This window comes from Mycobacterium sp. UM_11, assembly GCF_001414075.1.
In the GTDB taxonomy this organism is placed as follows: Bacteria; Actinomycetota; Actinomycetes; order Mycobacteriales; family Mycobacteriaceae; genus Mycobacterium.
The window spans coordinates 1-26,451 of the sequence record NZ_LATC01000015.1 but is presented as its reverse complement, the minus strand read 5'-3'; the positions used below and the strand labels follow the sequence as shown (position 1 = coordinate 26,451).

Below are 26,451 nucleotides of genomic sequence, written 5' to 3'. Positions count from 1 at the left end.
ACCCCAGCGCCCGGCTCCGCCGCGCATGCGATCACCGCTAGGCTGGCCCGCTGTGATCACCCGGATGTCCGAGTTGTTCTTGCGCACATTGCGCGACGACCCCGCCGACGCGGAAGTGCCCAGCCACAAACTGCTGATCCGGGCCGGCTACGTCCGGCCCGTCGCGCCCGGGTTGTACAGCTGGCTGCCGCTCGGCCTGCGGGTGCTGCGCAGGATCGAAAGCATCGTCCGCGAGGAGATGAACGCCATCGGCGGGCAGGAGATCCTGTTCCCCGCCCTGCTGCCCCGCGCGCCCTACGAGACCACGAACCGGTGGACCGAATACGGCGACGGCGTGTTCCGGGTCAAGGACCGTCGCGGCAACGACTACCTGCTGGGGCCGACGCACGAGGAACTGTTCACCCTGACCGTCAAGGGCGAATACAGCTCCTACAAAGACTTTCCGGTGCTGCTCTATCAGATCCAGAACAAGTACCGCGACGAGGCGCGGCCCCGGGCGGGCATCCTGCGGGTGCGCGAGTTCGTGATGAAGGACTCCTACTCCTTCGACATCGACGACGCCGGGCTCAAGGCCGCCTATCACGCGCACCGGGAGGCGTATCAGCGCATCTTCAATCGGCTCCAGGTGCGCTACGTGATCGTCTCCGCGGTGTCGGGGGCGATGGGTGGCAGCGCCTCCGAGGAGTTTTTGGCCGAAAGTCCGGTCGGTGAAGACACTTTCGTGCGCTGCCTGGAGTCCGGGTATGCGGCCAACGTCGAGGCCGTCGTCACCGCCCGCCCGGAGGCCCGGCCCATCGAGGGGCTGCCCGAGGCCGTGGTCCACGACACCGGCGACACCCCGACCATCGCCACGCTGGTCGAGTGGGCCAACACGGCCGACCTCGGCCGCACCGTCACCGCCGCCGACACCCTGAAGAACGTCCTGCTCAAGGTGCGCCAGCCCGGTGGGGACCCGGAGCTGCTGGCCATCGGGTTGCCCGGCGACCGCGAGGTCGACGACAAGAGGCTGGGCGCGGCGCTGGATCCGGCCGAGTACGCGTTGCTCGACGACGCCGACTTCGCCAAGTACCCGTTCCTGGTGAAGGGTTATATCGGTCCTAAGGCGTTGCGCGACAACGGTGTTCGCTATCTCGTCGACCCGCGGGTGGTGGACGGCACCAGCTGGATCACCGGGGCGGACGAGAAGGGCCGCCACGTCGTCGGCCTGGTGGCCGGCCGGGATTTCACCGCCGACGGCACCATCGAGGCCGCCGAGGTGCGCGACGGCGATCCGTCGCCCGACGGCGCCGGCCCGCTGGTGTCGGCGCGGGGCATCGAGGTCGCGCACATCTTCCAGCTCGGGCGCAAATACACCGACGCCTTCGCCGCCGACGTGCTCGGTGAGGACGGCAAGCCGGTGCGGCTGACCATGGGCTCCTACGGGCTCGGGGTGTCGCGCATGGTGGCCGTCATCGCCGAGCAGCACCACGACGAGCTGGGCCTGCGCTGGCCGGCGTCGGTCGCGCCGTTCGACGTGCACCTGGTGATCGCCAACAAGGACGCGGACGCCCGCACCGGGGCGACCGCGCTGGCCGCCGACCTGGACCGGCTGGGCGTCGAGGTGCTGCTCGACGACCGGCAGGCCTCGCCGGGGGTCAAGTTCAAGGACGCCGAGTTGCTGGGCGTGCCCTGGATCCTGGTGGTGGGCCGCGGCTGGGGCAACGGCGTGGTCGAGCTGCGCGACCGCTTCAGCGGCGAGACGCGTGAGCTGGCCACCGGGCCGTCGCTGGCCGCCGACGTCGCGGCCGCGCTGACCGGGTAGCGCTCCAAACCCCTGCGGCGCTAGTCGTTTCCGCCCGGGAAGCTCGTCGTGATGGGCCAGGCGCCCAGCACGCGGTTCCAGCGGGCGGCCATCACGGCGCTCTGCGTCAGCGCCGTCGCGGCGAACGCGCGGTCGTCGGCCGTCTCGGCGTGCTCGATCACCACCCGCCAGGCCGACGCGCAGTCGTTCTCCATCCGGGCGGCCAGGCGCGCCGCGTCCGCGGCGCTGCCGATCAGCATCGGCAGCTGGTAGCCGGGGGCGGCGACCGGGGCGTTGACCTTGCGGGCGGTCAGCATCGCGATCACGTCGTCGCGGCGCTGGCGGTGCTGCAACAGGGCCTCCACCACCATGCCGTTCACGCTGGGCGGCGACAGTGCCGAGACCATGCCGTAGCCGTAGATCGTCGAGTGTTCGATGGCCAGCGCGTCGCACAACGCCGCGTTGTCGGCGTCCTTGCCGGAGCTCATATCGACGGACCCCCGGGCACCAGGGCGACCGTGTACGACGCCGTGCACGACGCGATGATCGACGCGAGCAGCCCCGCGCGGTAGCCGGATTCGCCCGCCACCAGGCGGCTGGCGCTGTCCGCCGAGGCGCGCAACGCGTTGATCACGTCGGACACCGGCGGCGGGGGCGGCGGCGGGCCCGCCGGTTCGGCGGCGCTCGGGCTCGGGGTGGCGGTCTCGCTGGTCGACGAGCTGGTGATCTTGCCGGCGGCCCGCGAGATCTCCGTGGACAGGGCGCGGGCGTGCGCGGCGCGCTGGCTGGCGACCACCGTCAGCGCGGCGGCGATCTGCGGCGGATTGCCGACGGCCGCCGCGGCGGCGCCGGCCAGCGCGCTGTCCTTGCGGGCCTGATCCAACGGGCCCAGCAACTCTTCGACGGCCGGGGGCTTGGGCGGGGACTCGCCGCAGGCGGAGGTGACCACCCCGAGCGCAGCCAGAGCCGCGCCGCCGGCGAGCACACCCCGCCGGTTGACGACGGGAACTGCGCTAGACACAAACACATCCTGCCATCGGTGCGGCGGTGGGTACGAAGCCAGGACGCGATCCGGCCGTCAGACGCGAATCCTGGCGTATCGTTGATAGCTGGCTCTCGCGGAACGGCAGCCCTCGCGTTCCGCCGGGACACTGGAGCCGCCCGCAAGCCAGCGGGGCGGCGACGCCCTCCAGCTGACCGGACAACTCAAGATGAGGAGCTCGCCGTGACCACCGGGCTACCTTCGCAGACGCAGGTGATCGAGCTACTCGGTGGAGAGTTCGCGCGCGCGGGATATGAGATCGAAGACGTGGTCATCGACGCCCGCACGCGCCCGCCGCGGATCATGGTCGTCGCCGACGGTGACAAAGCCCTTGACCTGGACACCATCGCGGACCTGTCACGCTCCGCGTCGACTTTGCTGGACGGCCTCGACGGCATCCGGGACCGCTACGTGCTCGAGGTGAGTTCCCCGGGCGTGGAACGCCCGCTGACCAGCGAAAAGCACTTTCGCCGCGCCCACGGCCGCAAGGTGGACGTCGACCTGGCGGACGGTTCCCGCCTGACCGGCCGGGTCGGGGAGACCCGCGACCACGCCGTCACGCTCGTGGTTCGCCAGGGCCGCGACTACACGGTGCGCGAGATTCCGCTCGCCGACATCGCCAAAGCCGTTGTCCAGGTGGAGTTTTCGCCGCCGGCCCAAGCGGAGTTGGAGCTGGCGGGCCGGGCCGACAGGACGGAGGAGCGGCGCTGATGAATATCGACATGGCCGCGCTGCACGCCATCGAGGTGGATCGGGGCATCTCGGTCAACGAGCTGCTCGAGACGATCAAATCGGCGCTGCTCACCGCCTACCGGCACACCGAGGGCCACCAGAACGACGCGCGCATCGAGATCGACCGCAAGACCGGTGTGGTGCGCGTCGTCGCCCGCGAGACCGACGACGACGGCAACGTGATCAGCGAATGGGACGACACCCCCGAGGGTTTCGGCCGCATCGCCGCGACCACCGCGCGTCAGGTCATGCTGCAGCGGTTTCGGGACGCCGAAAACGAGCGCACCTATGGCGAGTTCTCGACCCGCGAGGGCGAGATCGTCGCGGGCGTCATCCAGCGCGACAGCCGCGCCAACGCCCGCGGGCTGGTCGTGGTCCGGATGGGCACCGAGACCAAGGCGTCCGAGGGCGTCATCCCGGCCGCCGAACAGGTGCCCGGCGAAAGCTACGAGCATGGCAACCGGGTGCGTTGCTACGTGATCGGGGTGACCCGCGGATCGCGCGAGCCGCTGATCACGCTGTCGCGGACGCACCCCAACCTGGTACGCAAGTTGTTCTCCCTGGAGGTCCCCGAGATCGCCGACGGTTCGGTCGAGATCGTGGCGGTGGCCCGCGAGGCCGGCCATCGCTCCAAGATCGCGGTGAAATCCAACGTCTCCGGCCTGAACGCGAAAGGGGCCTGCATCGGCCCGATGGGCCAGCGGGTCCGCAACGTGATGAGCGAGCTCTCGGGGGAGAAGATCGACATCATCGACTACGACGAAGACCCGTCCCGCTTCGTCGCCAACGCGTTGTCGCCGGCCAAGGTGGTGTCCGTGTCGATCATCGACCAGAACGCCCGGGCCGCCCGCGTGGTGGTGCCCGATTTCCAGCTTTCCCTGGCCATCGGCAAGGAGGGCCAGAACGCGCGGTTGGCGGCCCGGCTCACCGGGTGGCGCATCGACATCCGCGGCGATACGCCGGGTGCATCCGACGCGCATTCACAGGCCCACCCCGAGCGCGGCGCCACCCATCCGGTGGCGCACGACCGCTAGCGCGGCAAGCCGACCGAACGGCCGCGCGGCGGGGGAGAGCGGCCCGCACCCTCGGGCGGTTCTGACCATCGGGTAAGTGACGCTAGACTGAGCCGTGATCCAGCGCGAACCTTCGGCACCCGAAACCAGGGCGCACAAATGTGTGGACGGACCAGTCCGCACGTGCGTCGGGTGCCGGAAGCGAGGGTTGGCCGTCGAACTGCTTCGCGTAGCGGCTGTGTCGGACGGGAACGGCGGATATGCCGTGATCGTCGACACTAGGAGTAGCCTGCCGGGGCGGGGTGCGTGGCTGCACCCCGAACCGCAGTGCGTGCAACAGGCGATTCGGCGGCGGGCTTTCACCAGAGCGCTGCGCATCGCCGGTTCCCCGGACGTGTCCGCGGTGGTCGAGCACCTAGAGTCACTAGGCGCACCCGATCCTCTCGGCACCAACAGAAGAGGCAGCAAAGAACATGAGCACACCGTGAAGTCCCGATGACCATGTGTCATAGCTAAACCGAGGCGCGGCCCCACGACTGTCGCCTCATAGACAGGAGATGTAGTGGCAGGTAAGGCCCGCGTACACGAGTTGGCTAAGGAACTCGGTGTCACCAGCAAGGAAGTCCTCGCCCGACTGAATGAACAGGGCGAATTCGTAAAATCCGCATCGTCGACGGTGGAGGCCCCCGTCGCTCGCCGGCTGCGCGAATCCTTCGGCGGCGGCAAGGCCGCCCCGGAGAAGACCGCGGCCAAGGCGGCCAAGGCGCCCGCCAAGGGCCCGGACAAATCGCTCGACCAGGCGCTCGACAAGGCCATCGGTAACGGCGAGGCGACCGCCGCGCCCGCCGCGACGGCGACCGCCGCCGCGCCGCCGTCCGGATCGACGGAAGCCCCCGCGCGCCCCGGCCCGGTCCCCGGACGCCCCGCGCCCGGACAGCCGAAGCCGCCCGCGCCCGGGCAGCCGGCCGCCCAGCCCGGCCCCCAGCCCGGCATGACGCCCGGTCCGCGGCCCGGCCCGGCGCCGAAGCCCGGCGTGCGCACCCCGCGCGTCGGCAACAACCCGTTCTCTTCCGCCCAGCCCGTCGACCGGCCGATCCCGCGTCCGGTGCCCCGCCCCGGGGCGCCCCGCCCCGGCGGCGCGCGTCCGGGCGCCTCGCCCGGCAACATGCCGCCCCGTCCGGGCGGCGCCGCTGGTCAGGGCCGCCCGGCCCGGCCCGGCGCCCCGCGGCCCGGCGGCGGCCGACCCGGCGGGCCCGGCGGTCGTGACGGCGGCGGCGGCAACTACCGCGGCGGCGGTGGAGTCGGGGCCCCGCCCGGTGGCGGCGGCGGTGCGGGCGGTTTCCGCGGTCGCCCCGGCGGTGGTGGCGGCGGTGGCCGTCCCGGTCAGCGCGGCGGCGCGGCCGGCGCGTTCGGCCGTCCCGGTGGTGCGCCCCGGCGCGGGCGCAAGTCCAAGCGGGCGAAACGCGCCGAGTACGAGAACATGCAGGCGCCGGTTGTCGGCGGCGTGCGGTTGCCGCACGGCAACGGCGAGACCATCCGGCTGGCCCGCGGCGCGTCGCTGTCGGACTTCGCCGACAAGATCAACGCCAACCCGGCCTCGCTGGTGCAGGCCCTGTTCAACCTCGGCGAGATGGTGACGGCCACCCAGTCGGTCGGCGACGAGACGCTCGAGCTGCTGGGCAGCGAGATGAACTACGTCGTCCAGGTCGTCAGCCCGGAGGACGAGGACCGCGAGCTGCTGGAATCCTTCGACCTCACCTATGGCGAGGACGAGGGCACCGAGGAAGACCTGCAGACCCGGCCGCCGGTGGTGACCGTCATGGGTCACGTCGACCACGGTAAGACCCGGCTGCTGGACACCATCCGGAACGCCAGCGTGCGCGAGGCCGAGGCGGGTGGCATCACCCAGCACATCGGCGCCTACCAGGTGTCGGTCGAGCTCGACGGCGAAGAGCGGCCGATCACCTTCATCGACACCCCGGGTCACGAGGCGTTCACCGCCATGCGTGCCCGCGGCGCGAAGGCCACCGACATCGCGATCCTGGTGGTCGCCGCCGACGACGGCGTCATGCCGCAGACGGTGGAGGCCATCAACCACGCGCAGGCGGCCGACGTGCCGATCGTGGTGGCCGTCAACAAGATCGACAAGGAGGGCGCCGACCCGGCCAAGATCCGCGGCCAGCTCACCGAATACGGTTTGGTGGCAGAGGATTTCGGTGGCGACACGATGTTCGTCGACATCTCCGCCAAGGAGGGCACCAACATCTCCGCACTCGAAGAGGCGGTATTGCTGACCGCCGACGCCGCCCTCGACCTGCGGGCCAACCCCGACATGGAGGCCCAGGGTGTGGCGATCGAGGCGCACCTGGACCGCGGTCGCGGCCCGGTGGCCACCGTGCTGGTGCAGCGCGGCACGCTGCGCGTCGGTGACTCCGTGGTGGCCGGCGACGCGTACGGCCGCGTCCGCCGCATGGTCGACGAGCACGGCGAAGACGTCGAGGAGGCGCTGCCGTCGCGGCCGGTGCAGGTCATCGGCTTCACCTCGGTGCCCGGCGCCGGCGACAACTTCCTGGTCGTCGACGAGGACCGCATCGCCCGCCAGATCGCCGACCGGCGCAGCGCCCGCAAGCGCAACGCGCTGGCGGCCCGGTCCCGCAAGCGGATCAGCCTGGAGGACCTGGACTCGGCGCTGAAGGAAACCAGCCAGCTGAACTTGATCCTCAAGGGCGACAACGCCGGTACGGTCGAGGCGCTCGAGGAGGCCCTGATGGGCATCCAGGTCGACGACGAGGTGGAGCTGCGCGTCATCGACCGCGGTGTCGGTGGCATCACCGAAACCAACGTCAACCTGGCGTCGGCGTCGGACGCGGTGATCATCGGCTTCAACGTGCGCGCCGAGGGCAAGGCGACGGAGCTGGCCAACCGCGAGGGTGTCGAGATCCGCTACTACTCGGTGATCTACCAGGCGATCGACGACATCGAGAAGGCCCTGCGCGGCATGCTCAAGCCCATCTACGAGGAGAGCCAGCTGGGGCGCGCCGAGATCCGCGCGATTTTCCGGTCCTCGAAGGTCGGCATCATCGCCGGCTGCATGATCAGCTCGGGTGTGGTGCGCCGCAATGCGAAGGCCCGGCTGCTGCGGGACAACATCGTGGTCGCCGACAACTTGACGATCACCTCGCTGCGGCGGGAGAAGGACGACGTGACTGAGGTCCGCGAGGGCTTCGAGTGCGGTATGACGCTGGGCTATTCCGACATCAAGGAAGGCGACATCATCGAGTCCTACGAGCTCGTCGAGAAGGAGCGCTCCTGATGGGCGGTCGGCATGCCTGACCCCGCCCGGGCGCGCCGTCTGGCCAAACGCATCAACACGATCGTCGCCTCGGCGATCGAGTTCGAGATCAAGGATCCCGGGCTGGACGGGGTGACCATCGTCGACACGAAGGTCACCGCGGACCTGCACGATGCGACGGTGTTCTACACCGTGATGGGTCGCACCCTGGACGACGAGCCGGACTACGCCGCCGCGTCGGCTGCGCTGGAACGCGCCAAGGGTGCGCTGCGCACGATGGTGGGGGCGGGCACCGGTGTGCGCTTCACGCCCACGCTGACCTTCACCCGCGACACCACGCTGGACACCGTGCAGCGGATGGACGAGCTGCTGGCGCGCGCCCGCGCGGCGGACGCCGACCTGGCGCGGGTTCGCTCGGGGGCCAAGCCGGCCGGGGAGGCCGACCCATACCGCGACAGCGGGCCAAGCGAGGTGTATAAGGACAACGGTGACGACGACCGACGCGAAGACTGAGCTGTCCCGCGCCGCGGGAGCCGGGGCACGCGTCGACGCCCACGGCGCGGTCGAATTGCTCTCCGGCGCCGAGACCGTCGCGGTGGTCGCCCACGTGCACCCCGACGCCGACACCATCGGCGCGGGTTTGGCCCTGGCTTTGGTCCTGGACAAGTGCGGCAAGAGCGTCGAGGTCGGTTTCGCCGAGCCCGCGCTGCTGCCCGACTCCCTGGCGTCCCTGCCCGGGTGCTCGCTGCTGGTCGGCGCGGAGGCGATGCGGCGCGACGTGGATCTGGTTGTCACCGTTGACGTTCCGAGCGTCAAGCGGTTGGGCGCGCTGAGCGATCTGGCCGGCCCCGGCCGCGAGGTGCTGGTGATCGACCACCACGCCAGCAACCAACTGTTCGGCACCGCCAACTTCGTTGACGTGTCGGCTGATTCGACCACGATGATGATCGCCGACATCCTCGACGCGTGGGACAAGCCGATCGACCCGGACGTGGCGCACTGCATCTACGCCGGCCTGACGACCGACACCGGATCCTTCCGCTGGGCCAGCGCCCGCGCGCTTCGGCTGGCGGCCCGGCTGGTGGATACCGGCGTCGACAACGCCGAGATCAGCCGAACGCTGATGGACAGCCACCCGTTCACCTGGCTGCCGCTGCTGTCCCGCGTGCTGGGCTCGGCGCACCTGCTGCCCGACGCGGTCGGCGGCCGCGGCCTGGTGTATGCCGTTGTGGGGCACCAGGATTGGGTCACCTCGCGGGCCGAGGAAGTGGAAAGCATCGTCGACATCGTGCGCACCACGCAGCAGGCCGAGGTGGCCGCGGTGTTCAAGGAGGTCGACCCGCAGCAGTGGTCGGTGTCGATGCGTGCCAAGGCCGACGTGGACCTGGCGGCGGTCGCGTCCGCCTTCGGCGGCGGCGGCCACCGGCTGGCCGCCGGCTACTCGACGAGCGGCCCGATCGACGAGGCGGTGGCGTCGTTGCTCGGCGCGCTGGGCTGATTGCCCTGGGCTAGAACGCCCAGCTGCCCGAGCGCTGCAGCACGAACCCGTGGTCCCCACTGGTGGTGTCCAGGCAGGCGACCAGGTTGTCGGCCCCGACGGCGCACGTGACGTTCAGGTGGGTCAACTTCTGGCCGGCGCCGAGCAACTTGCCGCCGGGCGCCAGCGCGGTTGGGTTGCCGTCGCAGCCGCCGAAGGACATGCGGCTCAGCTGGTAGCCGGGTCCCTTGAAGTCGGCGGAGCCCACCAGGCAATCGCCCGGGTGCGGGCGCCCGCCGAGGACCGGGATGTCGTCGATGCCGGGCATGTCGCCCTTGCACTTGATGTCCTGCGACGGCTGCGGCGCGGGCGCCGGCCCGCCATAGAAGTCGCAGGCCAGGGAGTACGGGGTGGAGAAGCTGATTCGGGGCGGGGTGTCCGGCCCGGAGCTGGTCACGTAGCCGTCCGCCGGGACGGGGGCGAAACCGTCCAGGCTGGGAAAGCCCGGCGGTGGCAGCGCGGCCGCGCGGGGCAACGCCGGCCCCACGGCCGCGAACGCGAACGCCAGAGCGCCCACCAGGACCCTCACGCTGACGTCGACGACCGCACGCATCAGCTGATCGTATGGGTTGCCCTCAGTTCGCCCATAAACCAGCGGCGATAAAAACCGACCCGAGGGCCGTGAGCAGGCCTAATGCCGGCCACTTCCACATCCCGGGGCGCCGGCGAGCGCCCGCGACCAGCGCCCCGACGCATGACGCAACCAGCCCCACGGCGATCCCGGCGACGATGACGACCGTCCCGGCGAAGGTGCGGTGGACGAAGTGGGTGACGCCGGGGCTGTCGCAGTTATCGCTGCATATCGGCAGCATCAACCACATCGAGGACAACAATGCCAAGGCGAATGCCCCGGCACTGACCACCAGCTGCACGACGAAGAGCAGCACGGTCGCGACGGTGTCCGCGGTCGCTCGTCCGCGCCGCTGGGTCGGCGGGAATTGCGTCATCGGTTCGGCCGGTCAACGCACCTGGGCCCGGCCGCGCTGCAGCACCGCCTCGCGGTTGGCCGCGATGTCGTCTCCGCTGGTCCGGAACTGGCGGGCGGCCATCGCCTCGAGCCACAGCCCGCCGCTGGTCTGCGCGTCGTCGATCCGGTGATAGGACGACAACAGCGCGCGCACCGCGTCCTGGTTGTTGCCGACGATGGAGGCGGCCACCTGGCGGGCCGTGCTCAACAGCGCCTCGTGCGCCACCACCTCGGTCACCAGCCCGGCGCGCAGCGCGTCGGCGGCGGACAGGTAGTCCCCGGTCATGCTCATCCGGCGGGCCAGGCCGACGCCCACCTTCTGGGGCAGCCGCACGCTGAGCCCCCATGTGGGCAACAGGCCGACGCGGGCGTGCGTGTCGGCGAATCGGGCGTTCTCCGAGGCGATCAGGATGTCGCAGTAGAGCGCCAGCTCCAGGCCGCCGGTGACCGCGGCGCCGTTGATCGCACCGATCACCGGCTTGCTCAGCGGTGGCCACCGCGGGGAGATGTCCGGCAGCGCCGAGGACCCGCCCAGCTCCTTGAGATCCAGTCCCGCGCAGAACACGGGATCTGTGCCGGTGACGATGACGACGTCGACGTCGTCATCGGTTTCCGCGTCGGCCAGGGCCCCGAAGAACCGGTCCCGCAGCGCCGAGGACAGCGCGTTGCGGGCCTGCGGCCGGTTCAGGGTCAGCGTGCGCACCCGCTCGTCGGTTTCGATCAGCAGGATGTCATCGGTCATGCGTTCACCGTAGAGGGTGGCTCGCGGCGCCTATCGTGGATCCCATGTGCAGGAACATCACCGAGCTGCGCGGGCTGGATCCGGCGGCCACCGCGGAGGAGATCGCGGCCGCCGCGCGCCAATACGTGCGCAAGGTCAGCGGGATCACCCGACCCACCGCGACGAACGCCGAAGCGTTCGAGGCCGCCGTCGCCGAGGTCACCGAGACGACGACGCGGTTGTTGGCGGCGCTGCCCCCGCGGCGCCAGCCGCCGAAGACCGTTCCGCCGCTGCGCCGGCCGGAGGTTATCGCCCGGCTGGCCGGGGCGCAATGACCCGAACGGCCACCACCGGAACCACGACGCCCGCGCTCAAGGAGTGGAGCGCCGTCGTGCACGCCCTGCTGGACGGTCGCCAGAAGGTGCTGCTGCGCAAGGGCGGAATCGGGGAGAAGCGCTTCGTGGGGGTACCGCCCGCTCGCGGGGGACTGGCCGCCAGCGAGTTCCTGCTGTTCCCGACGGTCGCGCACAGCCACTTCGAGCGGGTGCGGCCCGAGCATCGCGACCTGCTGGAGGCGGCCGCCGCCGACAGCACCGAGGATCGTCTCGTGCTCAGGGCGGCCGCGAAAGTCGTTGCGGCCGTGGCGGTTAACCGGCCCGACGGCCTTGGCTCGATAGAGGACCTGCACATCTGGACGGCCGAATCGGTGCGCGCCGACCGGCTCGACTTCCGCCCGAAGCACAAGCTCGCCGTGCTGGTGGTGTCCGTTCACCCCTTCGCCGAGCCGGTGACGATCTCCCGCACACCCGAATACGGCGGCTGCAAGAGCTGGGTGGAGCTGCCGGTGCGGCCGCCGCTGGCGCCGCCGGTGTGCGACGGCGCGGCCCTAACCGAGGTCGCCGCCCGCGTCCGCGGAGCCGTTGGCTGACAGGTCCGGCGGGCCGACGGGCAGCAGCAGCCGGGAACGGCCGTAGCGCACGGTGTGGGTGGCCGGCCTGGACTGCCGGCCGGTCAGGATCGGCTCGTCGGTGCCCAGGTTGCGCGTGTAGCGGGGAAACCAGGCACCGGCGATCAGCACGCGGATGCGCGACCCGGCGCGGAAGCGGTGGGCGGTGCCGTCGAGTTCGACCCGGACGGATTTCTTCGAGCTCTTGACGGCGTTGTCCAGCCGCCGGTAGCCCTCGCTGACGTTCTTGGACCGGCCGTTGGCGTCGACCTCGCTCACCCGGACGAACAGGTCGACGTGGGGCGTGTCGGCGCCGTGCACCAGCTCGACGACCGGGCTGCCGTAGACGCACAGGTCGTGGGTGAGGGTGAGGCTGGTGAAGGCCAGCACGTCGTCGCGCGTCGCGAGCCGGCTGTCGTCGCGGTAACCGCCGTCCGGCGACAGCAACGGGCCGCCCGTGGTGGGCGTCGGGTCGGCGGGGTCGTAGCGGAAGGTCGCCGGCGCCAGCCGCGGCAGGCCCGTCGGCGCCGTCTCGCCCAGGTGGCCGCCGGGCCGCAGGTAAAGCGCGCGCTCGGTGGTGGCGGGCGGCCAGTCGGCGACGTTGCGCCAACCCTGGCCGGTGACACAGACATGCACCCGGCTCGGGCGCCGGGCGGGTGCCCCGCCCAGGTGGGTGCCCAGCCAATCGAGCGTCTCCCGCGCGCCGGTGCTCAGCCCGCTGGTGAGCATCTGGGCGTGGGTCCACGGGCCCATGGTGAGCGCGACGTCCACGCCGCGGGCCCGCAGCCGGCGGTACTGCTGCAGCGTCTGCCGCACGAAGATGTCCTGCCAGCCGCTGATCAGCAGCACCGGCACGTCGACGCGGTCCAGCGCGTCGCCGCAGCGCAGCGCGTCCCAGAACGGATCGTCGCGGTCGGTGTGCTCGAGCCACGACTCGAACCACGGCGCACCCGCCCCGAGCAGCGCCCGGGCCGACTCGCCCACCGGCAGCCCTAGGGCCGCCCGCGCCACGTCGCGCCGGACGCGCAGCTGGCGCAGCGCCGACCGGACGCGCACCGGGTCCTCCTGGTGGGCAACCATGTCGCTCCAGCCCAGGAAGTCGTTGATCGCGAACGAGCCGGTGCCCCAAGTGGATTCGTTGAAGTCGTGCGGCCCCACGGTGATGACGGCCGCGGCCAGCTCCGGCGGTGGATCGGTCAGCAGCGCCCACTGGGTGTAGCCGAGGTACGACAGCCCGATGGTGGCGAAGCGCCCGGTGAACCAGGTCTGCTCGCGGAGCCAGGCCGCGGTGTCGGCGCCGTCGGCGACCTCGTTGGCCATCGGCTCGAATTCCCCGCCCGATCCGAACGTGCCGCGCACGCTCTGCAGCACCACGTGGTAGCCGCGCGCCGCGTACAGCGCGCCGTACACCAGGGAGAACGGGAACGCGCGTCCGTAGGGCCCGCGGACCAGCAGGGTGCCGGCGGGCGACGCGGTGTTCGGCGCGTAGTGGTCGGCCACCAGGTCGACCCCGTCGCGCATGGGCACCCGGAGGCGTTGCACGGTGTAGTCGGTCGTGGCGGGCGGCAGGCCCAGCAGCCGGCCGAGGGCCTTGCCGCCGACGTGGCGCAGGGCGTGCAGCGCGGGCTGGGCGGGTCGCGTCGAGGTGATACTCACGGTGCCCAGGCTAAGGCCCGGCCGGCCGTCAGAACTTGTAGTACGGCGCCAGGTCGTTGGCGCGCTGCAGGTTGGTGGACATGCAGTCCACCTCGGGGTTGGAGTAGACGGTCGAGTAGTAGAGCGCCTGCTGCAGCACGCCGTAGCTGGTCTTGAACACGACCATGCAGGAGTAATACCAGTAGCTGTTGTGATAGGTCGGCTTGAGCACCCAGTACTGGGCGGCGCGGTGGCCGGCGATGGTGGTCTCGACGGCGTCGGGGGGCAGCGTCTCCTCGTAGGTGCGCCAGATGATGGGTTCGACCGCCACCTGATAGTTGCCCGCATCGAAGTGGCAGCGCAGGCCGTCTTCGTGTTCCGGCGGGGTAAACGCCAGCCCGAGCCGCTGCAGCGCATCGAACGGGATGTCCTCGCACGCGTCGAAGGGGCGCGGGTCGGTGGTGGCCACGATCGGGCTCTTCATCGTGGTTTCCATCGGAGCCGCGGTCGAGCGCAGCTCGACCGGCCCGCCGCTCGCCGGGGCGGCGCCGTGCCACCCCACGGTGCCTGCGACGGCCGCTGCGATCAGGGCACCGACCGCCCCGATCAGACGCACCTTGGCGAACACGACACCCCCTGACGGCTCGGCGCTCCTTGCCGGGAGTGTACAAGTCGGGTTGGCACGGTCACAGGGAAACAAGAACACGTTCTAATGCCGCGGGCAAGGCCCCGTCCCGACCGGCCCGCGGTCGCGGGTTATTAGTCTGGTTAATCGTGGCTGGTCAAAATGCGGGGCACGAATCGCCCAACGGGGGGCAACCGACGCTGTGGGCCGTCTCCGACCTGCACACCGGCCACCTGGGCAACAAGCCGGTCACCGAATCGCTGCACCCGTCCTCGCCCGACGACTGGCTGATCGTCGCCGGCGACGTCGCTGAACGCACCGACGAGATCCGGTGGGCCCTTGACCTGCTGCGCCGGCGATTCGCCAAGGTGATCTGGGTGCCCGGCAACCACGAGTTGTGGACCACGACGCGGGACCCGGTGCAGATCTTCGGCAAGGCCCGCTACGACTACCTCGTCCACATGTGCGACGAGATGGGCGTCGTCACGCCCGAGCATCCGTTCCCGGTGTGGACCGAGCGGGGCGGCCCGGCGACGATCGTGCCGATGTTCTTGCTCTACGACTACAGCTTCTTGCCCGAGGGGGCGACCAGCAAAGCCGAGGGCCTGACCATCGCGCGGGAGCGCAACGTGGTGGCCACCGACGAATTCCTGCTCTCGTCGGAGCCCTATCCGACGCGGGAGGCCTGGTGCCGGGAGCGGCTCGCCAGCACGCGGGCCCGGCTCGAGCAACTCGACTGGATGACGCCGACCGTCCTGGTCAACCATTTCCCGTTGGTCCGCGAGCCCTGCGACGCGCTGTTCTACCCGGAGTTCTCGCTGTGGTGCGGAACCACCAAGACCGCCGACTGGCACACCCGTTACAACGCCGTCTGCTCGGTCTACGGTCATCTGCACATCCCGCGCACCACCTGGTACGACGACGTGCGCTTCGAGGAGGTGTCGGTGGGCTACCCGCGCGAGTGGCGGCGCCGCAAGCCGCACAGCTGGCTGCGCCAGGTGCTGCCCGACCCGCAATACGCGCCGGGTTACCTCAACGACTTCGGCGGCCACTTCGAGATCACTCCCGAGATGCGGCAGCAGGCCGCGCAGTTCCGGGAACGGTTGCGGCAGCGGCAATCCCGATGACCGAGGAAAAGCTGGTCTCCTCGGTGCTCCCGGACGTGGACGAATTGGCTTATTCCGAGCTGTATTCCGATCCGCCCGAGCTGGCCCCGCTGCCCGAAGAGGAGCCGCTGATCGCCAGGTCGGTCGCCAAGCGGCGCAGCGAGTTCATCACCGTCAGGCACTGCGCACGCGTCGCGATGGGCGAGCTCGGCCTGCCGCCGGTGCCGATCCTCAAGGGCGAGAAGGGCGAACCGTGCTGGCCCGACGGAGTGGTGGGCAGCCTGACCCATTGCACCGGCTACCGCGGTGCGGTCGTGGGCCGCACCGAAGCGGTGCGCTCGGTGGGCATCGACGCCGAACCGCACGACGTGTTGCCCGACGGCGTGCTGAACGCGATCAGCCTGCCGGAGGAGCGCCACGAGCTGGCGTCGTTGCCCGTAGGCCTACATTGGGATCGAATCCTGTTCTGCGCCAAGGAGGCAACGTACAAGGCCTGGTTCCCGTTGACCAAGCGCTGGCTGGGTTTCGAGGATGCCCACATCGTGTTCGACCTCGACCCGCCCGACGGCGCGACCACCGGGGTGTTCGTGTCCAAGATTTTGATCGACGGCCAGGCCCTCGATGGCGAACCGCTGACCGCGCTGCGAGGCCGGTGGTCGGTCGAGCGGGGACTGGTGCTGACCGCCATCGTGCTATGACCCCGAGCCCGAGCGGTCCGGCGCCCGGTCCTGGGCTGGTCGTCGTTGACAAGCCGGCCGGGATGACCAGTCACGACGTGGTGGGTCGCTGCCGTCGCATCTTCGCCACCCGCCGGGTGGGCCACGCGGGGACGCTGGATCCGATGGCCACCGGCGTGTTGGTGGTCGGTGTCGACCGCGCCACCAAGATCCTGGGCCTGTTGACGGCGGCCTCCAAGTCCTATGCCGCCACCATCCGGCTCGGCCAGACCACGTCCACCGAGGACGCCGAAGGGGAAGTGCTGCAGAGTGTTTCGGCCGCGCACCTGACGCGCGAGGCGATCACCGAAGCGGTCGCCGCCCTGCGCGGTGACATCGAGCAGGTGCCGTCGGCGGTCAGCGCGATCAAGGTGGCCGGCCGGCGCGCCTACCGGCTGGTGCGCGAGGGACAGGCCGTCGAACTCGAGGCCCGGCCGGTGCGTATCGACCGGTTCGAGGTCTGCGACGTCCGATCCGACGGTCGGTTGGTCGACGTCGACGTGGAGGTCGACTGCTCGTCGGGCACCTACATTCGGGCGCTCGCCCGCGACGTCGGCGCCGCGCTCGGGGTGGGTGGGCACCTGACGGCGTTGCGGCGCACCCGGGTCGGCCGCTTCACCCTGGAGCGGGCCCGCACGCTCGACGAGCTGGCCGAGGCGCCCGGGCTGTCCCTGACGCTGGACGAGGCGTGCTTGCTGATCTTCCCGCGGCGCGACCTGACCGCCGAGGAGGCCGAGGCGACGGCGAACGGCCGGCCGCTCGCGCCGGCGGGCGTCGCCGGCGTCTACGCCGCCTGCGACGCCGACGGCAAGGTGATCGCGCTGCTGCGCGATGAGGGTGCGAAGACCAAGTCGGTGGTGGTGATCCGCCCGGCGACGCTCGAGGAATAGGCTGACCGGAAGTCGCGGCCTGTGGAAAGGGACAAAGATGTCTAACAAGGTTTACGTCGTCGGCGTCGGCATGACGAAGTTCGAGAAACCGGGCCGCCGGGAAGGCTGGGACTACCCCGACATGGCGCGCGAGTCCGGCACCAACGCGCTGGCCGACGCGGGGATCGATTACCGCGAGGTGCAGCAGGGCTACGTCGGCTACGTCGCCGGCGATTCCACGTCCGGGCAGCGGGCGCTCTACGAGCTGGGCATGACCGGCATCCCGATCGTCAACGTCAACAACAATTGCTCGACCGGTTCGACCGCGCTGTTCCTGGCGGCGCAGGCCATCCGCGGCGGCATCGTCGACTGCGCCATCGCGCTCGGCTTCGAGAAGATGCAGCCCGGCCCGCTCAGCGGGGGCGCCCAGGACCGCGAGTCGCCGATGGGCCGCCACGTCAAGGCCATGGCCGAGATCGACGAGTTCGCCATGCCCGTCGCGCCGTGGATGTTCGGCGCGGCCGGCCGTGAGCACATGCGCCAATACGGCAGCACCGCAGAGCATTTCGCCAAGATCGGCTACAAGAACCACAAGCACTCGGTCAACAACCCGTTCGCGCAGTTCCAGGAGTCCTACACGCTCGACGACATCCTGGCGGCGCGGATGATCTCCGACCCGCTGACCAAGCTGCAGTGCTCGCCCACCTCCGACGGCTCCGGCGCGGCGATCCTGGCCTCGGAGGGCTTCGTCGATCGCCACGGGCTGGCCGGCCGCGCGGTGGAGATCGTCGGGCAGGCCATGACCACCGACTTCGCCTCCACCTTCGACGGCAGTGCCAAGAACCTGATCGGCTACGACATGAATGTCCAAGCCGCGCAACAGGTTTACGAACAATCCGGGCTGGGCCCCGAGGACTTCGGAGTGATCGAGCTGCACGACTGCTTCTCGGCCAACGAGCTGCTGCTGTACGAGGCGCTGGGGCTGTGCGCCCCGGGGGAGGCGCCCAAGCTGATCGACAACGGCGACACCACCTACGGCGGGCGCTGGGTGGTCAACCCCTCGGGCGGTTTGATCTCGAAGGGTCACCCGCTGGGCGCGACCGGGCTGGCGCAGTGCGCCGAGCTGACGTGGCAGCTGCGCGGCGCCGCCGACAAGCGCCAGGTCGAGGGCGTCAACGCCGCGCTGCAGCACAACATCGGGCTGGGCGGCGCGGCCGTTGTCACCGCGTATCAGCGCGCCGACCGCTGACGAGCTAGCCCAATGGCGGCGACCCGCAGCGCCCGGCTTCGCCGCGCTTGCGATCGCCGCTAGCTAGACCACCCAGATCGCCCGCGCGGCCGGGCTGCCCAGATCGACGGTCGTCTCCGCGCCGTCGCCGGCGGAGATGGCCACCGAGATCATCCCGGCGAACTCGCGCCGGGTCAGCACCCGTAGCCGCGAGTCCAGGTTGATCCCGACGTCGGCGAAGTAGCGCAGCATCTGCGGGTCGGCGTCGGAGATGCGGGCGACCGTACCGGCGTCCCCCTCGTCGCACGCCCACAGCTGGCGGGCCGGCGGCGTGGGCACCTGCCCGTCCGAGGCCGGGATCGGGTCGCCGTGCGGGTCGCGTTGCGGGAACCCCAGCTTGGCGTCGATGCGGGCGACCAGCCGGTCGGACACCGCGTGCTCGAGCACCTCGGCCTCGTCGTGCACCTCGTCCCAGCCGTAGCCGAGCTCGTTGACCAGGAACGTTTCCAGCAGTCGATGCCGGCGCACCATCGCCAGCGCCGCCCGCCGGCCGGCCTCGGTCAGGCTCACGGCGCCGTACTTCTCGTGGTCGACCAGGCCCTGCTCGGCGAGTTTGCGAATCGACTCCGACGCGGTGCTGGCCGACACCCCGATCTTCTCGGCCAGCATCTTGGTGCTGACCTTCTCCACCGACCACTCCTGGGCGTTCCAGATCGCTTTGAGGTAGTCCTGGCCGACCGCGGTGAGACCGCCACGCTCTTCGTCAGCCTTCACAACGAGAAAGTTTAGGCAACCCGGGCCTGGTCGTGTGCTCCTCGCCACCCTCGTCCGTACGGATCTCCCGGCGGATCGCCGGGCGCCGTAGGCTAACCATCGTGCAGCGGTGGCGCGGCCAGGATGAGATTCCCACGGACTGGGGCAGATGCGTGCTCACCATCGGCGTATTCGATGGCGTGCACCGGGGCCACGCGGAGCTCATCGCGCATGCGGTTAAGGCCGGCCGCGCGCGCAACGTGCCGACCGTGCTGATGACGTTCGACCCGCACCCGATGGAAGTGGTCTACCCGGGCAGCCACCCGGCGCAGCTGACGACGCTGACGCGGCGCGCCGAGCTGGTCGAGGAGCTGGGCATCGACGTCTTCCTGGTGATGCCGTTCACCAGCGATTTCATGAAGCTCACCCCGGAGCGCTACGTCCACGAGCTGCTGGTGGAGCACCTGCACGTGGTCGAAGTGGTGGTGGGGGAGAACTTCACCTTCGGCAAGAAGGCCGCCGGCAACGTCGAGACCCTGCGGCGCGCCGGTGAACGCTTCGGGTTCGCCGTGGAGTCGATGTCGCTGCTGTCCGAACACCACAGCAACGAGACGGTGACATTCTCCTCCACCTACATCCGGTCCTGCGTCGACGCCGGCGACGTGGTGGCGGCCGCCGACGCGCTGGGCCGCCCGCACCGCGTCGAGGGTGTGGTCGTGCGGGGCGAGGGCCGGGGCATGGAGCTGGGCTTCCCGACCGCCAACGTGGCGCCGCCGATGTACTCGGCCATCCCGGCCGACGGCGTGTACGCCGCCTGGTTCACCCTGCTCGGGCACGGGCCGGTGACCGGCACCGTCGTCCCCGGCGAGCGCTACCAGGCCGCGGTGTCCGTCGGCACCAACCCCACCTTCTCCGGCCGCACCCGCACCGTCGAGGCGTTCGTCCTGGACACCGACGCCGACCTGTACGGCCAATACGTTGCGCTGGACTTCGTCGCACGCATCCGCGGGCAGAAGCGGTTCGACTCGGTGAAGGACCTGATCGACGCGATGGGCAAGGACACCGACCGCGCCCGCGGACTGCTCGCCGACTGACCCGCGGCTCAGGCGGCGACCAGATCGTCGATCTGGTTGATGGCCGACGTGGCGCCCTCGACCACGCCCATGTCCAGCACCTGCTGCAGCGCCTCGGCGGACTCATACGTGCTCACGTAGGTCGCGCGAGTGCCGCCGTTGTGCGCGGCGAAGGTGTACACGTGCTTGGAGACCGGCAGCCCCGGGTTCGGGTTGAAGTCCGAGTCGGCGAAGCCGTCGTCGAAGGAGAAGCTCCTAGGCGCGTCGACGGCGGTGATCTGCCAGTACCCGGCGTATTTCTCGCCATCCGGGCCGGTCATGAAGTACGTCGTGCGGCTTCCGGGCGTGAGGCTGTGGTCGACGACGGTCGCCGGGCAGGACGGCGGTCCCCACACCTTCTCCAGCTGGCGGGGATCGGCGTAGACCTGCCAGATGCGCTCCACCGGTGCGGCGAACTCCGCGGTGATGGTCAGCGTCAGGCTCTCGGGATCGTGCTGGACACCGGTCACGGGCATGGTTCAGTCCTCCTTGGGTTCGGACGAATTGGGGTCGGATGAGATGAGCTCGTCGATGCGAGCGATGCGACCGCGCCACACGAGTTCGAGCTCGGTGAGCATGGCCGCCACCGAGCGCACGGCGGCCACGTCACCGCTGGCCAGCTGCTCGCGGCCGCTGCGGCGTTTGGTTATCAGGCCGGCCTTTTCGAGCACGACGACGTGCTTCTGGACCGCCGCAAAACTCATGTCGTACTTGCACGCGAGCCTGGAAACCGAGTGCTCCCCGGCCAGCGTCCGGCGCATGATGTCGCGTCGGGTTCGGTCGGCGAGCGCGTGAAACAGGGCGTCTACCCGGTCCTCCTCGTCTACGGTCACCGGGACAACATACAACCAATTGGTTGTATGTTGTCAAGCGGGCGGCCGCTGGCCTGCGATTTCAGCGGACATGACAGCCGCTGATAGACTCGCCCGACGTGTGCTGCAGTCCGCGGCGGCCACCTTTCGTTTCGACACCTTTCGCGGCACCGATTGATGGAGATGTTTTCGTGGCGCTGACCGCCGAGCAGAAAAAAGAAATCCTGGGCACGTACGGCCTGCATGAAACCGACACCGGTTCGCCGGAGGCGCAGGTCGCGCTGCTGACCAAGCGGATCGCCGACCTGACCGAGCACCTCAAGGTGCACAAGCACGATCACCACTCCCGGCGAGGGCTGCTCCTGCTGGTCGGGCGCCGCCGCAGGCTGCTCAAGTACGTCGCGCAGATCGACGTGGAGCGGTACCGCTCGCTGGTCGAGCGCCTCGGCCTGCGCCGCTGACGCCCGCAATCGCAATCCTTCCGCCCTGCTGGCGGGCTGAGCCCGCCAGTGTAGAGTGGGAGCGTTCTGGGCCGGTTCGGCCCGAGCAAACGGTGCGGCTACGCAGATCCGCGTGTGCCGTTCCAGCGTGTCATTGTGCACGTCACACGGGAGCAGCCCAGTCTGTATCGGGCGGTCTTCGGTAGTGGCTGCCGGGCTCTCCGGATCTGGGGCTTCTCGGCCGCTTCGATCGATGGCCGTAGCCGCATTCAGGCTCTTTCCGCTCTTAGGAAGCTCTCGGGTTACCTGCGCGTGACGACGCGAAAAAGCTGAATACCCAGAGAGGCTGTACGGACACCTATGTCTGTCGCTGAAATTGAAGAAGGCGTCTTCGAGTCCACCGCCACCATCGACAACGGGAGCTTCGGCACCCGCACCATCCGCTTCGAGACCGGCCGGCTGGCCCAGCAGGCCGCCGGCGCCGTCGTCGCCTACCTCGACGACGAGAACATGCTGCTGTCGGCGACCACCGCCAGCAAGAACCCCAAGGAACACTTCGACTTCTTCCCGCTGACCGTGGACGTCGAGGAGCGGATGTACGCCGCGGGCCGCATCCCCGGCTCGTTCTTCCGTCGCGAGGGCCGGCCCTCCACCGACGCGATCCTGACCTGCCGGCTCATCGACCGGCCGCTGCGCCCGTCGTTCGTCAACGGGCTGCGCAACGAGATCCAGGTGGTGGTGACGATCCTCAGCCTGGACCCCAACGACCTGTACGACGTGGTCGCGATCAACGCCGCGTCCGCCTCCACGCAGCTGGCCGGCCTGCCGTTCTCCGGCCCCGTCGGTGGTGTGCGGGTCGCGCTGATCGACGGCCAATGGGTCGCGTTCCCCACCGTCGAGCAGCTCGAGCGCGCCGTCTTCGACATGGTGGTCGCCGGCCGAAAGGTCGACGGTGACGTCGCGATCATGATGGTCGAGGCCGAGGCCACCGAGAAGGTCATCGAGCTGGTCCAGGGCGGCGCCCAGGCGCCGACGGAAACCGTTGTGGCCGAAGGCCTGGAGGCCGCCAAGCCGTTCATCGCCGTCCTGTGCACCGCGCAGGAGGAGCTGGCCGGCGCGGCCGCCAAACCCACCAGCGACTACCCGACGTTCCCCGATTACGGCGACGACGTGTACTACTCGGTGGCCTCGGTGGCCACCGACGAGCTGGCCAAGGCGCTGACCATCGGCGGCAAGGCCGAGCGCGACGCGCGCACCGACGAGCTGAAGGCCGAGGTGGCCCAGCGGCTCGCCGAGACCTACGAGGGCCGCGAGAAAGAGGTCAGCGCCGCGTTCCGCTCGCTGACCAAGAAGCTGGTCCGCCAGCGCATCCTCACCGACCACTTCCGCATCGACGGCCGCGGCATCACCGACATCCGCGCGCTGAGCGCCGAGGTCGCCGTGGTGCCGCGGGCGCACGGCAGCGCGCTGTTCGAGCGCGGCGAAACCCAGATCCTGGGCGTCACCACGCTCGACATGGTCAAGATGGCCCAGCAGATCGACTCGCTGGGGCCCGAGACCTCCAAGCGCTACATGCACCACTACAACTTCCCGCCGTTCTCCACCGGCGAGACCGGCCGGGTCGGTTCGCCCAAGCGGCGCGAGATCGGGCACGGCGCGCTCGCCGAGCGGGCCCTGATCCCGGTGCTGCCCAGCGTCGAGGAGTTCCCCTACGCCATCCGTCAGGTGTCCGAGGCGTTGGGCTCCAACGGCTCGACGTCGATGGGCTCGGTGTGCGCCTCCACGCTGGCGCTGCTGAACGCCGGCGTGCCGCTCAAGGCGCCGGTGGCCGGCATCGCGATGGGCCTGGTCTCCGACGACGTCGAGGTGGACGGCAAGACCGAGCGCCGCTTCGTCACCCTGACCGACATCCTGGGCGCCGAGGACGCGTTCGGCGACATGGACTTCAAGTGCGCCGGCACCAAGGACTACGTCACCGCCCTGCAGCTGGACACCAAGCTCGACGGCATTCCCTCGCAGGTGCTCGCGGGCGCGCTCGCGCAGGCCAAGGACGCGCGGCTGACCATCCTCGAGGTGATGGCCGAGGCGATCGACGGGCCCGACGAGATGAGCCCGTACGCGCCGCGGGTCACCACGATCAAGGTCCCGGTGGACAAGATCGGCGAGGTCATCGGCCCCAAGGGCAAGGTCATCAACGCCATCACCGAGGAGACCGGCGCGCAGATCTCCATCGAGGACGACGGCACCGTGTTCGTCGGCGCCACCGACGGGCCGTCGGCGCAGGCCGCGATCGACCGGATCAACGCCATCGCCAACCCGCAGCTGCCGACCGTGGGCGAGCGGTTCCTCGGAACCGTGGTCAAGACAACGGATTTCGGTGCGTTCGTGTCGCTGCTGCCGGGTCGCGACGGCCTGGTCCACATCTCCAAGCTGGGCAAGGGCAAGCGCATCGCGAAGGTCGAGGACGTGGTGAACGTCGGCGACAAACTGCGGGTCGAGATCGCCGACATCGACAAGCGGGGCAAGATCTCGCTGGTGTTGGTGGAGGAAGACAGCTCGGCCCCGGCCGATGCCCCGGCGGCCGCCCCTGCCGATGCCGCGACCACCAGCAGCTGACCGCGCCGCGGCCCTGCGCCGCGGCGAGCAGACCCTCGAGGCGCAACCCTCGACCGCCTTGCGGCGCAGCACGCTTCCGGGCGGGCTGCGGGTCGTCACCGAGTACCTGCCGGCGGTGCGGTCGGCCTCCGTCGGGGTGTGGGTAGGCGTCGGATCGCGCGACGAGGGCGCCACCGTGGCGGGGGCGGCGCACTTCCTCGAGCATCTGCTGTTCAAGTCGACGCCGACCCGCAGCGCCGTGGACATCGCGCAGGCGATGGACGCCGTCGGCGGGGAGCTGAACGCCTTCACCGCCAAGGAGCACACCTGCTACTACGCGCACGTGCTCGACAGCGACCTCGAGCTGGCGGTCGACCTGGTGGCCGATGTGGTGCTCAACGGCCGGTGCGCCGCCGAGGACGTCGAGCTGGAGCGCGACGTGGTGCTCGAAGAGATCGCGATGCGCGACGACGACCCCGAGGACGCGCTGGGGGACATGTTCCTGGGCGCGATGTTCGGTGACCACCCGGTGGGCCGGCCGGTGATCGGCACCGCGCGGTCGGTGTCGGCGATGACCCGGACCCAGCTGCACTCGTTTCATGTGCGGCGCTACACGCCCGAACGCATGGTGGTCGCGGTGGCCGGCAACGTCGACCACGACGAGGTGGTCGCGTTGGTGCGCGAGCACTTCAGGCCGCACCTGGTCCGCGGCCGCCGGCCGATCGCCCCGCGCAAGGGTGCCGGGCGGGTGACCGGACGGCCCCGTCTGATGCTGGGCAATCGCGACGCCGAGCAGACGCATCTCTCACTGGGTGTGCGCACGCCGGGGCGTAGCTGGCGGCATCGCTGGGCGCTGTCGGTGCTGCACAGCGCACTCGGCGGCGGCCTGAGTTCCCGCCTGTTCCAAGAGGTTCGCGAGCTGCGCGGGCTGGCCTACTCGGTCTACTCGACGGTGGACATCTTTGCCGACAGCGGCGCGCTGTCCGTCTACGCCGCGTGCCAGCCGGAGCGGTTCGCCGAGGTGATGCGGGTGACCAACGAGGTCCTCGAATCGGTTGCCCGCGACGGCATCACCGAGGCGGAGTGCCGCATCGCCAAGGGTTCGTTGAGGGGCGGGCTCGTCCTGGGCCTGGAGGATTCCAGCTCCCGGATGAGCCGGTTGGGCCGCAACGAATTGAACTACGGCGAGCACCGCAGCATCGAACACACCCTGCGCCAGATCGACCAGGTGACCGTCGAGGAGGTCAACGCGGTGGCCCGCCGGCTGCTCAGCCAGCCGTACGGCGCCGCCGTGCTGGGCCCGTACGCCTCCAAACGGTCACTGCCCCAACAACTTCGGGCGATGGTATCTTAACCCGCATGTTCGCCTCCTCACTCGCGCCGTGCCGGCGCTCGCCGTCAGCGAATTAGCCCGATGGTACTGGGCTTTTGGGACATCATGGTGCCCATCGTGGGTGCGCCGATGGCCGGCGGACCGGGCACGCCGGAGCTCGCCGCGGCGGTGTCCAACGCGGGTGGGCTGGGCTTCGTCCCGGGCGGCCACCGCAGCGCGGAGCGGTTCGCCGAGGACATCGCCGCCGCCCGCGCCGCGACCACCGGCCCGCTGGGCGTCAACCTGTTCGTCCCGCAACCCAGCGTCGCCGACTGGGTGGCGCTGGACTACTACGCCGAAGAACTCGAAGAGATCGCCGACTACTACCAGGTCGAGGTCGGCCATCCGGAATACGGTGACGACGACGACTGGGAGCGCAAGCTCGAGGTGGTGGCCGACATGCGGCCCGAGCTGGTGTCGTTCACCTTCGGCGTCCCGCCGCCCGATGTCATCCGGCGCCTGGGGGCGCTGGGCCTGCTGGTGATGGTCACGGTGACCTCGGCGTACGAGGCGGGGGTGGCCGTCGCCGCCGGCGCGGACAGCCTGATCGCGCAGGGTCCCGACGCGGGTGGGCACCGGGGCACCTTCGCGCCCGACATGGAGCCTAGCGGCGAGTCGCTACACCACCTGATCGACCGCATCCGCCACGCGCATGACGTTCCGGTCGTGGCCGCCGGTGGCCTGGGCAACGCGCGGGACGTCGCCGCCGTGCTGCACCGGGGCGCGGTGGCCGCCCAGGTCGGCACCGCGCTGCTGCTCAGCGACGAGGCGGGCACCAGCACCGCGCACCGCACCGCCCTGAAGAATCCGGTCTTCGGCACCACCGTCGTCACGCGCGCCTTCTCGGGCCGGTACGCGCGCGGCCTGGAGAACAACTTCACCCGACTGCTCGACAACGTGGCGCCGCTGGGCTACCCGGAGGTCAACCAGATGACCTCGCCGATCCGGGAGGCGGCCGCCGCCCTGGAGGACCCCAACGGCATACCCCTGTGGGCAGGAACGTCGTTCAAAGAGGCCCAGGCCGGGCCGGCGGCCGACATCATCGCCAGCCTGGTGGAGGCGGACTAGGTGTACTGACCACGGACGTTGGTGACGGCGTGGCGTGGTGACATGACGAAGACCTCCGAGTGAAGTGCGAGCTGTCTAGGAACGCCACTC

General features: G+C 70.2%; 28 protein-coding genes. 18 read left to right on the top strand and 10 right to left on the bottom strand.

Annotated features, from left to right (window positions below; all coding sequences use genetic code 11):
- Nucleotides 1–52 precede the first annotated feature (52 nt).
- The gene (locus tag WU80_RS06100; protein ID WP_055400390.1) at nt 53–1,801 is read left to right on the top strand and encodes a proline--tRNA ligase; all 1,749 of its coding nucleotides are present in this window, start codon (nt 53–55) and stop codon (nt 1,799–1,801) included.
- A gap of 20 nt (nt 1,802–1,821) precedes the next feature.
- Here the strand turns inward: WU80_RS06100 and WU80_RS06095 are convergent, their stop codons facing one another.
- Both WU80_RS06095 and WU80_RS06090 read right to left on the bottom strand, forming a co-directional pair.
- Nucleotides 1,822–2,268 carry a ferritin-like domain-containing protein gene (locus WU80_RS06095; protein ID WP_055400388.1) on the bottom strand — a complete coding sequence of 149 codons (447 nt, stop codon included), beginning with the start codon at nt 2,266–2,268 and terminating at the stop codon, nt 1,822–1,824.
- Nucleotides 2,265–2,801: a hypothetical protein gene (locus WU80_RS06090; protein ID WP_055400461.1), complete on the bottom strand. Its 537-nt coding sequence runs from the start codon at nt 2,799–2,801 to the stop codon at nt 2,265–2,267. Before WU80_RS06090 ends, WU80_RS06095 begins: the two co-directional genes overlap by 4 nt.
- A gap of 204 nt (nt 2,802–3,005) precedes the next feature.
- Between WU80_RS06090 and rimP the strand changes: the two genes are divergently transcribed.
- From rimP to WU80_RS06065, 6 genes are all read left to right on the top strand, one after another.
- On the top strand, nt 3,006–3,533 hold the full coding sequence (gene rimP, locus WU80_RS06085) for a ribosome maturation factor RimP (protein WP_055400386.1): 528 nt from the start codon (nt 3,006–3,008) through the stop codon (nt 3,531–3,533).
- The gene (gene nusA / locus WU80_RS06080; protein WP_055400383.1) at nt 3,533–4,588 is read left to right on the top strand and encodes a transcription termination factor NusA; all 1,056 of its coding nucleotides are present in this window, start codon (nt 3,533–3,535) and stop codon (nt 4,586–4,588) included. The genes rimP and nusA overlap by 1 nt, the downstream gene beginning before the upstream one ends.
- A 94-nt stretch (nt 4,589–4,682) precedes the next feature.
- Nucleotides 4,683–5,066: a YlxR family protein gene (locus WU80_RS25270; protein WP_197281099.1), complete on the top strand. Its 384-nt coding sequence runs from the start codon at nt 4,683–4,685 to the stop codon at nt 5,064–5,066.
- 63 nt (nt 5,067–5,129) lie between these two features.
- A complete protein-coding gene (gene infB / locus WU80_RS06075) occupies nt 5,130–7,880 on the top strand; it encodes a translation initiation factor IF-2 (RefSeq protein ID WP_055400381.1) in 2,751 nt (916 codons plus the stop codon).
- A 12-nt stretch (nt 7,881–7,892) separates the two neighbouring features.
- The gene (rbfA, locus tag WU80_RS06070) at nt 7,893–8,372 is read left to right on the top strand and encodes a 30S ribosome-binding factor RbfA (protein ID WP_055400380.1); all 480 of its coding nucleotides are present in this window, start codon (nt 7,893–7,895) and stop codon (nt 8,370–8,372) included.
- A complete protein-coding gene (locus WU80_RS06065) occupies nt 8,347–9,357 on the top strand; it encodes a bifunctional oligoribonuclease/PAP phosphatase NrnA (protein ID WP_055400378.1) in 1,011 nt (336 codons plus the stop codon). The genes rbfA and WU80_RS06065 overlap by 26 nt, the downstream gene beginning before the upstream one ends.
- 10 nt (nt 9,358–9,367) lie before the next feature.
- Here WU80_RS06065 and WU80_RS06060 read toward each other — a convergent pair whose 3' ends face one another.
- Genes WU80_RS06060 through WU80_RS06050 form a run of 3 tightly spaced genes read right to left on the bottom strand, consistent with a single transcriptional unit; the run spans nt 9,368 to nt 11,105 of the window.
- Entirely contained in the window at nt 9,368–9,949 is a 582-nt protein-coding gene (locus WU80_RS06060) for a hypothetical protein (protein WP_055400376.1), read from the bottom strand.
- A gap of 22 nt (nt 9,950–9,971) precedes the next feature.
- Nucleotides 9,972–10,343, bottom strand: coding sequence for a hypothetical protein (locus WU80_RS06055; RefSeq protein WP_055400374.1), 372 nt, complete (start codon nt 10,341–10,343; stop codon nt 9,972–9,974).
- A gap of 12 nt (nt 10,344–10,355) precedes the next feature.
- Nucleotides 10,356–11,105, bottom strand: coding sequence for an enoyl-CoA hydratase (locus tag WU80_RS06050; RefSeq protein WP_055400372.1), 750 nt, complete (start codon nt 11,103–11,105; stop codon nt 10,356–10,358).
- Nucleotides 11,106–11,149: 44 nt separating this feature from the next.
- Between WU80_RS06050 and WU80_RS06045 the strand changes: the two genes are divergently transcribed.
- Complete coding sequence (locus tag WU80_RS06045) at nt 11,150–11,419, top strand: DUF2277 family protein (RefSeq protein WP_055400370.1); 270 nt, start codon at nt 11,150–11,152, stop codon at nt 11,417–11,419.
- Complete coding sequence (locus WU80_RS06040; RefSeq protein ID WP_055400368.1) at nt 11,416–12,012, top strand: DUF1802 family protein; 597 nt, start codon at nt 11,416–11,418, stop codon at nt 12,010–12,012. The genes WU80_RS06045 and WU80_RS06040 overlap by 4 nt, the downstream gene beginning before the upstream one ends.
- Here the strand turns inward: WU80_RS06040 and WU80_RS06035 are convergent.
- Nucleotides 11,971–13,686 carry a CocE/NonD family hydrolase gene (locus tag WU80_RS06035; RefSeq protein WP_055400365.1) on the bottom strand — a complete coding sequence of 572 codons (1,716 nt, stop codon included), beginning with the start codon at nt 13,684–13,686 and terminating at the stop codon, nt 11,971–11,973. The two genes, WU80_RS06040 and WU80_RS06035, sit on opposite strands and share 42 nt — an antisense overlap.
- A 28-nt stretch (nt 13,687–13,714) precedes the next feature.
- The gene (locus WU80_RS06030; RefSeq protein ID WP_055400363.1) at nt 13,715–14,293 is read right to left on the bottom strand and encodes a hypothetical protein; all 579 of its coding nucleotides are present in this window, start codon (nt 14,291–14,293) and stop codon (nt 13,715–13,717) included.
- A 146-nt stretch (nt 14,294–14,439) separates the two neighbouring features.
- Between WU80_RS06030 and WU80_RS06025 the strand changes: the two genes are divergently transcribed.
- From WU80_RS06025 to WU80_RS06010, 4 genes are read left to right on the top strand one after another with little or no spacing between them, the layout of a single operon-like run.
- Nucleotides 14,440–15,417, top strand: a complete 978-nt coding sequence (locus WU80_RS06025; RefSeq protein ID WP_055400361.1) for a metallophosphoesterase — start codon at nt 14,440–14,442, stop codon at nt 15,415–15,417.
- Nucleotides 15,414–16,094 carry a 4'-phosphopantetheinyl transferase gene (locus tag WU80_RS06020; protein WP_055400359.1) on the top strand — a complete coding sequence of 227 codons (681 nt, stop codon included), beginning with the start codon at nt 15,414–15,416 and terminating at the stop codon, nt 16,092–16,094. Before WU80_RS06025 ends, WU80_RS06020 begins: the two co-directional genes overlap by 4 nt.
- Complete coding sequence (gene truB, locus WU80_RS06015; protein WP_055400357.1) at nt 16,091–17,002, top strand: tRNA pseudouridine(55) synthase TruB; 912 nt, start codon at nt 16,091–16,093, stop codon at nt 17,000–17,002. The genes WU80_RS06020 and truB overlap by 4 nt, the downstream gene beginning before the upstream one ends.
- A 37-nt stretch (nt 17,003–17,039) precedes the next feature.
- Nucleotides 17,040–18,230 (top strand): lipid-transfer protein, encoded by a 1,191-nt coding sequence (locus WU80_RS06010; RefSeq protein ID WP_055400355.1) that lies wholly within the window; start codon nt 17,040–17,042, stop codon nt 18,228–18,230.
- A gap of 63 nt (nt 18,231–18,293) precedes the next feature.
- Here the strand turns inward: WU80_RS06010 and mntR are convergent, their stop codons facing one another.
- On the bottom strand, nt 18,294–18,983 hold the full coding sequence (mntR, locus tag WU80_RS06005; RefSeq protein ID WP_055400353.1) for a manganese-binding transcriptional regulator MntR: 690 nt from the start codon (nt 18,981–18,983) through the stop codon (nt 18,294–18,296).
- A 101-nt stretch (nt 18,984–19,084) separates the two neighbouring features.
- On the opposite strand from mntR, the gene WU80_RS06000 reads away from it, so the two are divergent.
- Nucleotides 19,085–20,056 carry a bifunctional riboflavin kinase/FAD synthetase gene (locus WU80_RS06000; RefSeq protein ID WP_055400351.1) on the top strand — a complete coding sequence of 324 codons (972 nt, stop codon included), beginning with the start codon at nt 19,085–19,087 and terminating at the stop codon, nt 20,054–20,056.
- A gap of 8 nt (nt 20,057–20,064) precedes the next feature.
- Here WU80_RS06000 and WU80_RS05995 read toward each other — a convergent pair whose 3' ends face one another.
- Together WU80_RS05995 and WU80_RS05990 are read right to left on the bottom strand one after the other, a co-directional pair.
- Complete coding sequence (locus WU80_RS05995) at nt 20,065–20,550, bottom strand: SRPBCC domain-containing protein (RefSeq protein ID WP_055400350.1); 486 nt, start codon at nt 20,548–20,550, stop codon at nt 20,065–20,067.
- A 3-nt stretch (nt 20,551–20,553) separates the two neighbouring features.
- Nucleotides 20,554–20,907, bottom strand: a complete 354-nt coding sequence (locus WU80_RS05990) for a helix-turn-helix transcriptional regulator (protein WP_055400347.1) — start codon at nt 20,905–20,907, stop codon at nt 20,554–20,556.
- 170 nt (nt 20,908–21,077) lie between these two features.
- Here WU80_RS05990 and rpsO point away from each other — a divergent pair, with 170 nt between their 5' ends.
- The 4 genes from rpsO (at nt 21,078) to WU80_RS05970 (ending at nt 26,361) form a co-directional block, all read left to right on the top strand.
- A complete protein-coding gene (rpsO, locus tag WU80_RS05985) occupies nt 21,078–21,347 on the top strand; it encodes a 30S ribosomal protein S15 (protein WP_055400345.1) in 270 nt (89 codons plus the stop codon).
- 339 nt (nt 21,348–21,686) lie between these two features.
- Complete coding sequence (locus WU80_RS05980; protein WP_055400343.1) at nt 21,687–23,942, top strand: polyribonucleotide nucleotidyltransferase; 2,256 nt, start codon at nt 21,687–21,689, stop codon at nt 23,940–23,942.
- Nucleotides 23,920–25,275, top strand: a complete 1,356-nt coding sequence (locus tag WU80_RS05975; RefSeq protein ID WP_055400460.1) for a pitrilysin family protein — start codon at nt 23,920–23,922, stop codon at nt 25,273–25,275. Before WU80_RS05980 ends, WU80_RS05975 begins: the two co-directional genes overlap by 23 nt.
- 60 nt (nt 25,276–25,335) lie before the next feature.
- On the top strand, nt 25,336–26,361 hold the full coding sequence (locus WU80_RS05970; RefSeq protein ID WP_055400341.1) for a nitronate monooxygenase: 1,026 nt from the start codon (nt 25,336–25,338) through the stop codon (nt 26,359–26,361).
- Nucleotides 26,362–26,451: the final 90 nt, after the last annotated feature.

Bases quoted from the DNA above. Each gene is read 5' to 3' on its own strand.
- WU80_RS06010 (WP_055400355.1), top strand. From the start codon at position 17,040: ATGTCTAACAAGGTTTACGTCGTCGGCGTCGGCATGACGAAGTTCGAG.
- truB (WP_055400357.1), top strand. From the start codon at position 16,091: ATGACCCCGAGCCCGAGCGGTCCGGCGCCCGGTCCTGGGCTGGTCGTC.
- nusA (WP_055400383.1), top strand. From the start codon at position 3,533: ATGAATATCGACATGGCCGCGCTGCACGCCATCGAGGTGGATCGGGGC.
- WU80_RS06020 (WP_055400359.1), top strand. From the start codon at position 15,414: ATGACCGAGGAAAAGCTGGTCTCCTCGGTGCTCCCGGACGTGGACGAA.
- WU80_RS05995 (WP_055400350.1), bottom strand. From the start codon at position 20,550: ATGCCCGTGACCGGTGTCCAGCACGATCCCGAGAGCCTGACGCTGACC.
- WU80_RS05975 (WP_055400460.1), top strand. From the start codon at position 23,920: ATGCCGCGACCACCAGCAGCTGACCGCGCCGCGGCCCTGCGCCGCGGC.
- rbfA (WP_055400380.1), top strand. From the start codon at position 7,893: ATGCCTGACCCCGCCCGGGCGCGCCGTCTGGCCAAACGCATCAACACG.
- WU80_RS06095 (WP_055400388.1), bottom strand. From the start codon at position 2,268: ATGAGCTCCGGCAAGGACGCCGACAACGCGGCGTTGTGCGACGCGCTG.
- WU80_RS06040 (WP_055400368.1), top strand. From the start codon at position 11,416: ATGACCCGAACGGCCACCACCGGAACCACGACGCCCGCGCTCAAGGAG.
- WU80_RS05970 (WP_055400341.1), top strand. From the start codon at position 25,336: ATGGTACTGGGCTTTTGGGACATCATGGTGCCCATCGTGGGTGCGCCG.
- WU80_RS06060 (WP_055400376.1), bottom strand. From the start codon at position 9,949: ATGCGTGCGGTCGTCGACGTCAGCGTGAGGGTCCTGGTGGGCGCTCTG.
- WU80_RS06055 (WP_055400374.1), bottom strand. From the start codon at position 10,343: ATGACGCAATTCCCGCCGACCCAGCGGCGCGGACGAGCGACCGCGGAC.
- WU80_RS06050 (WP_055400372.1), bottom strand. From the start codon at position 11,105: ATGACCGATGACATCCTGCTGATCGAAACCGACGAGCGGGTGCGCACG.
- WU80_RS05980 (WP_055400343.1), top strand. From the start codon at position 21,687: ATGTCTGTCGCTGAAATTGAAGAAGGCGTCTTCGAGTCCACCGCCACC.
- WU80_RS06045 (WP_055400370.1), top strand. From the start codon at position 11,150: ATGTGCAGGAACATCACCGAGCTGCGCGGGCTGGATCCGGCGGCCACC.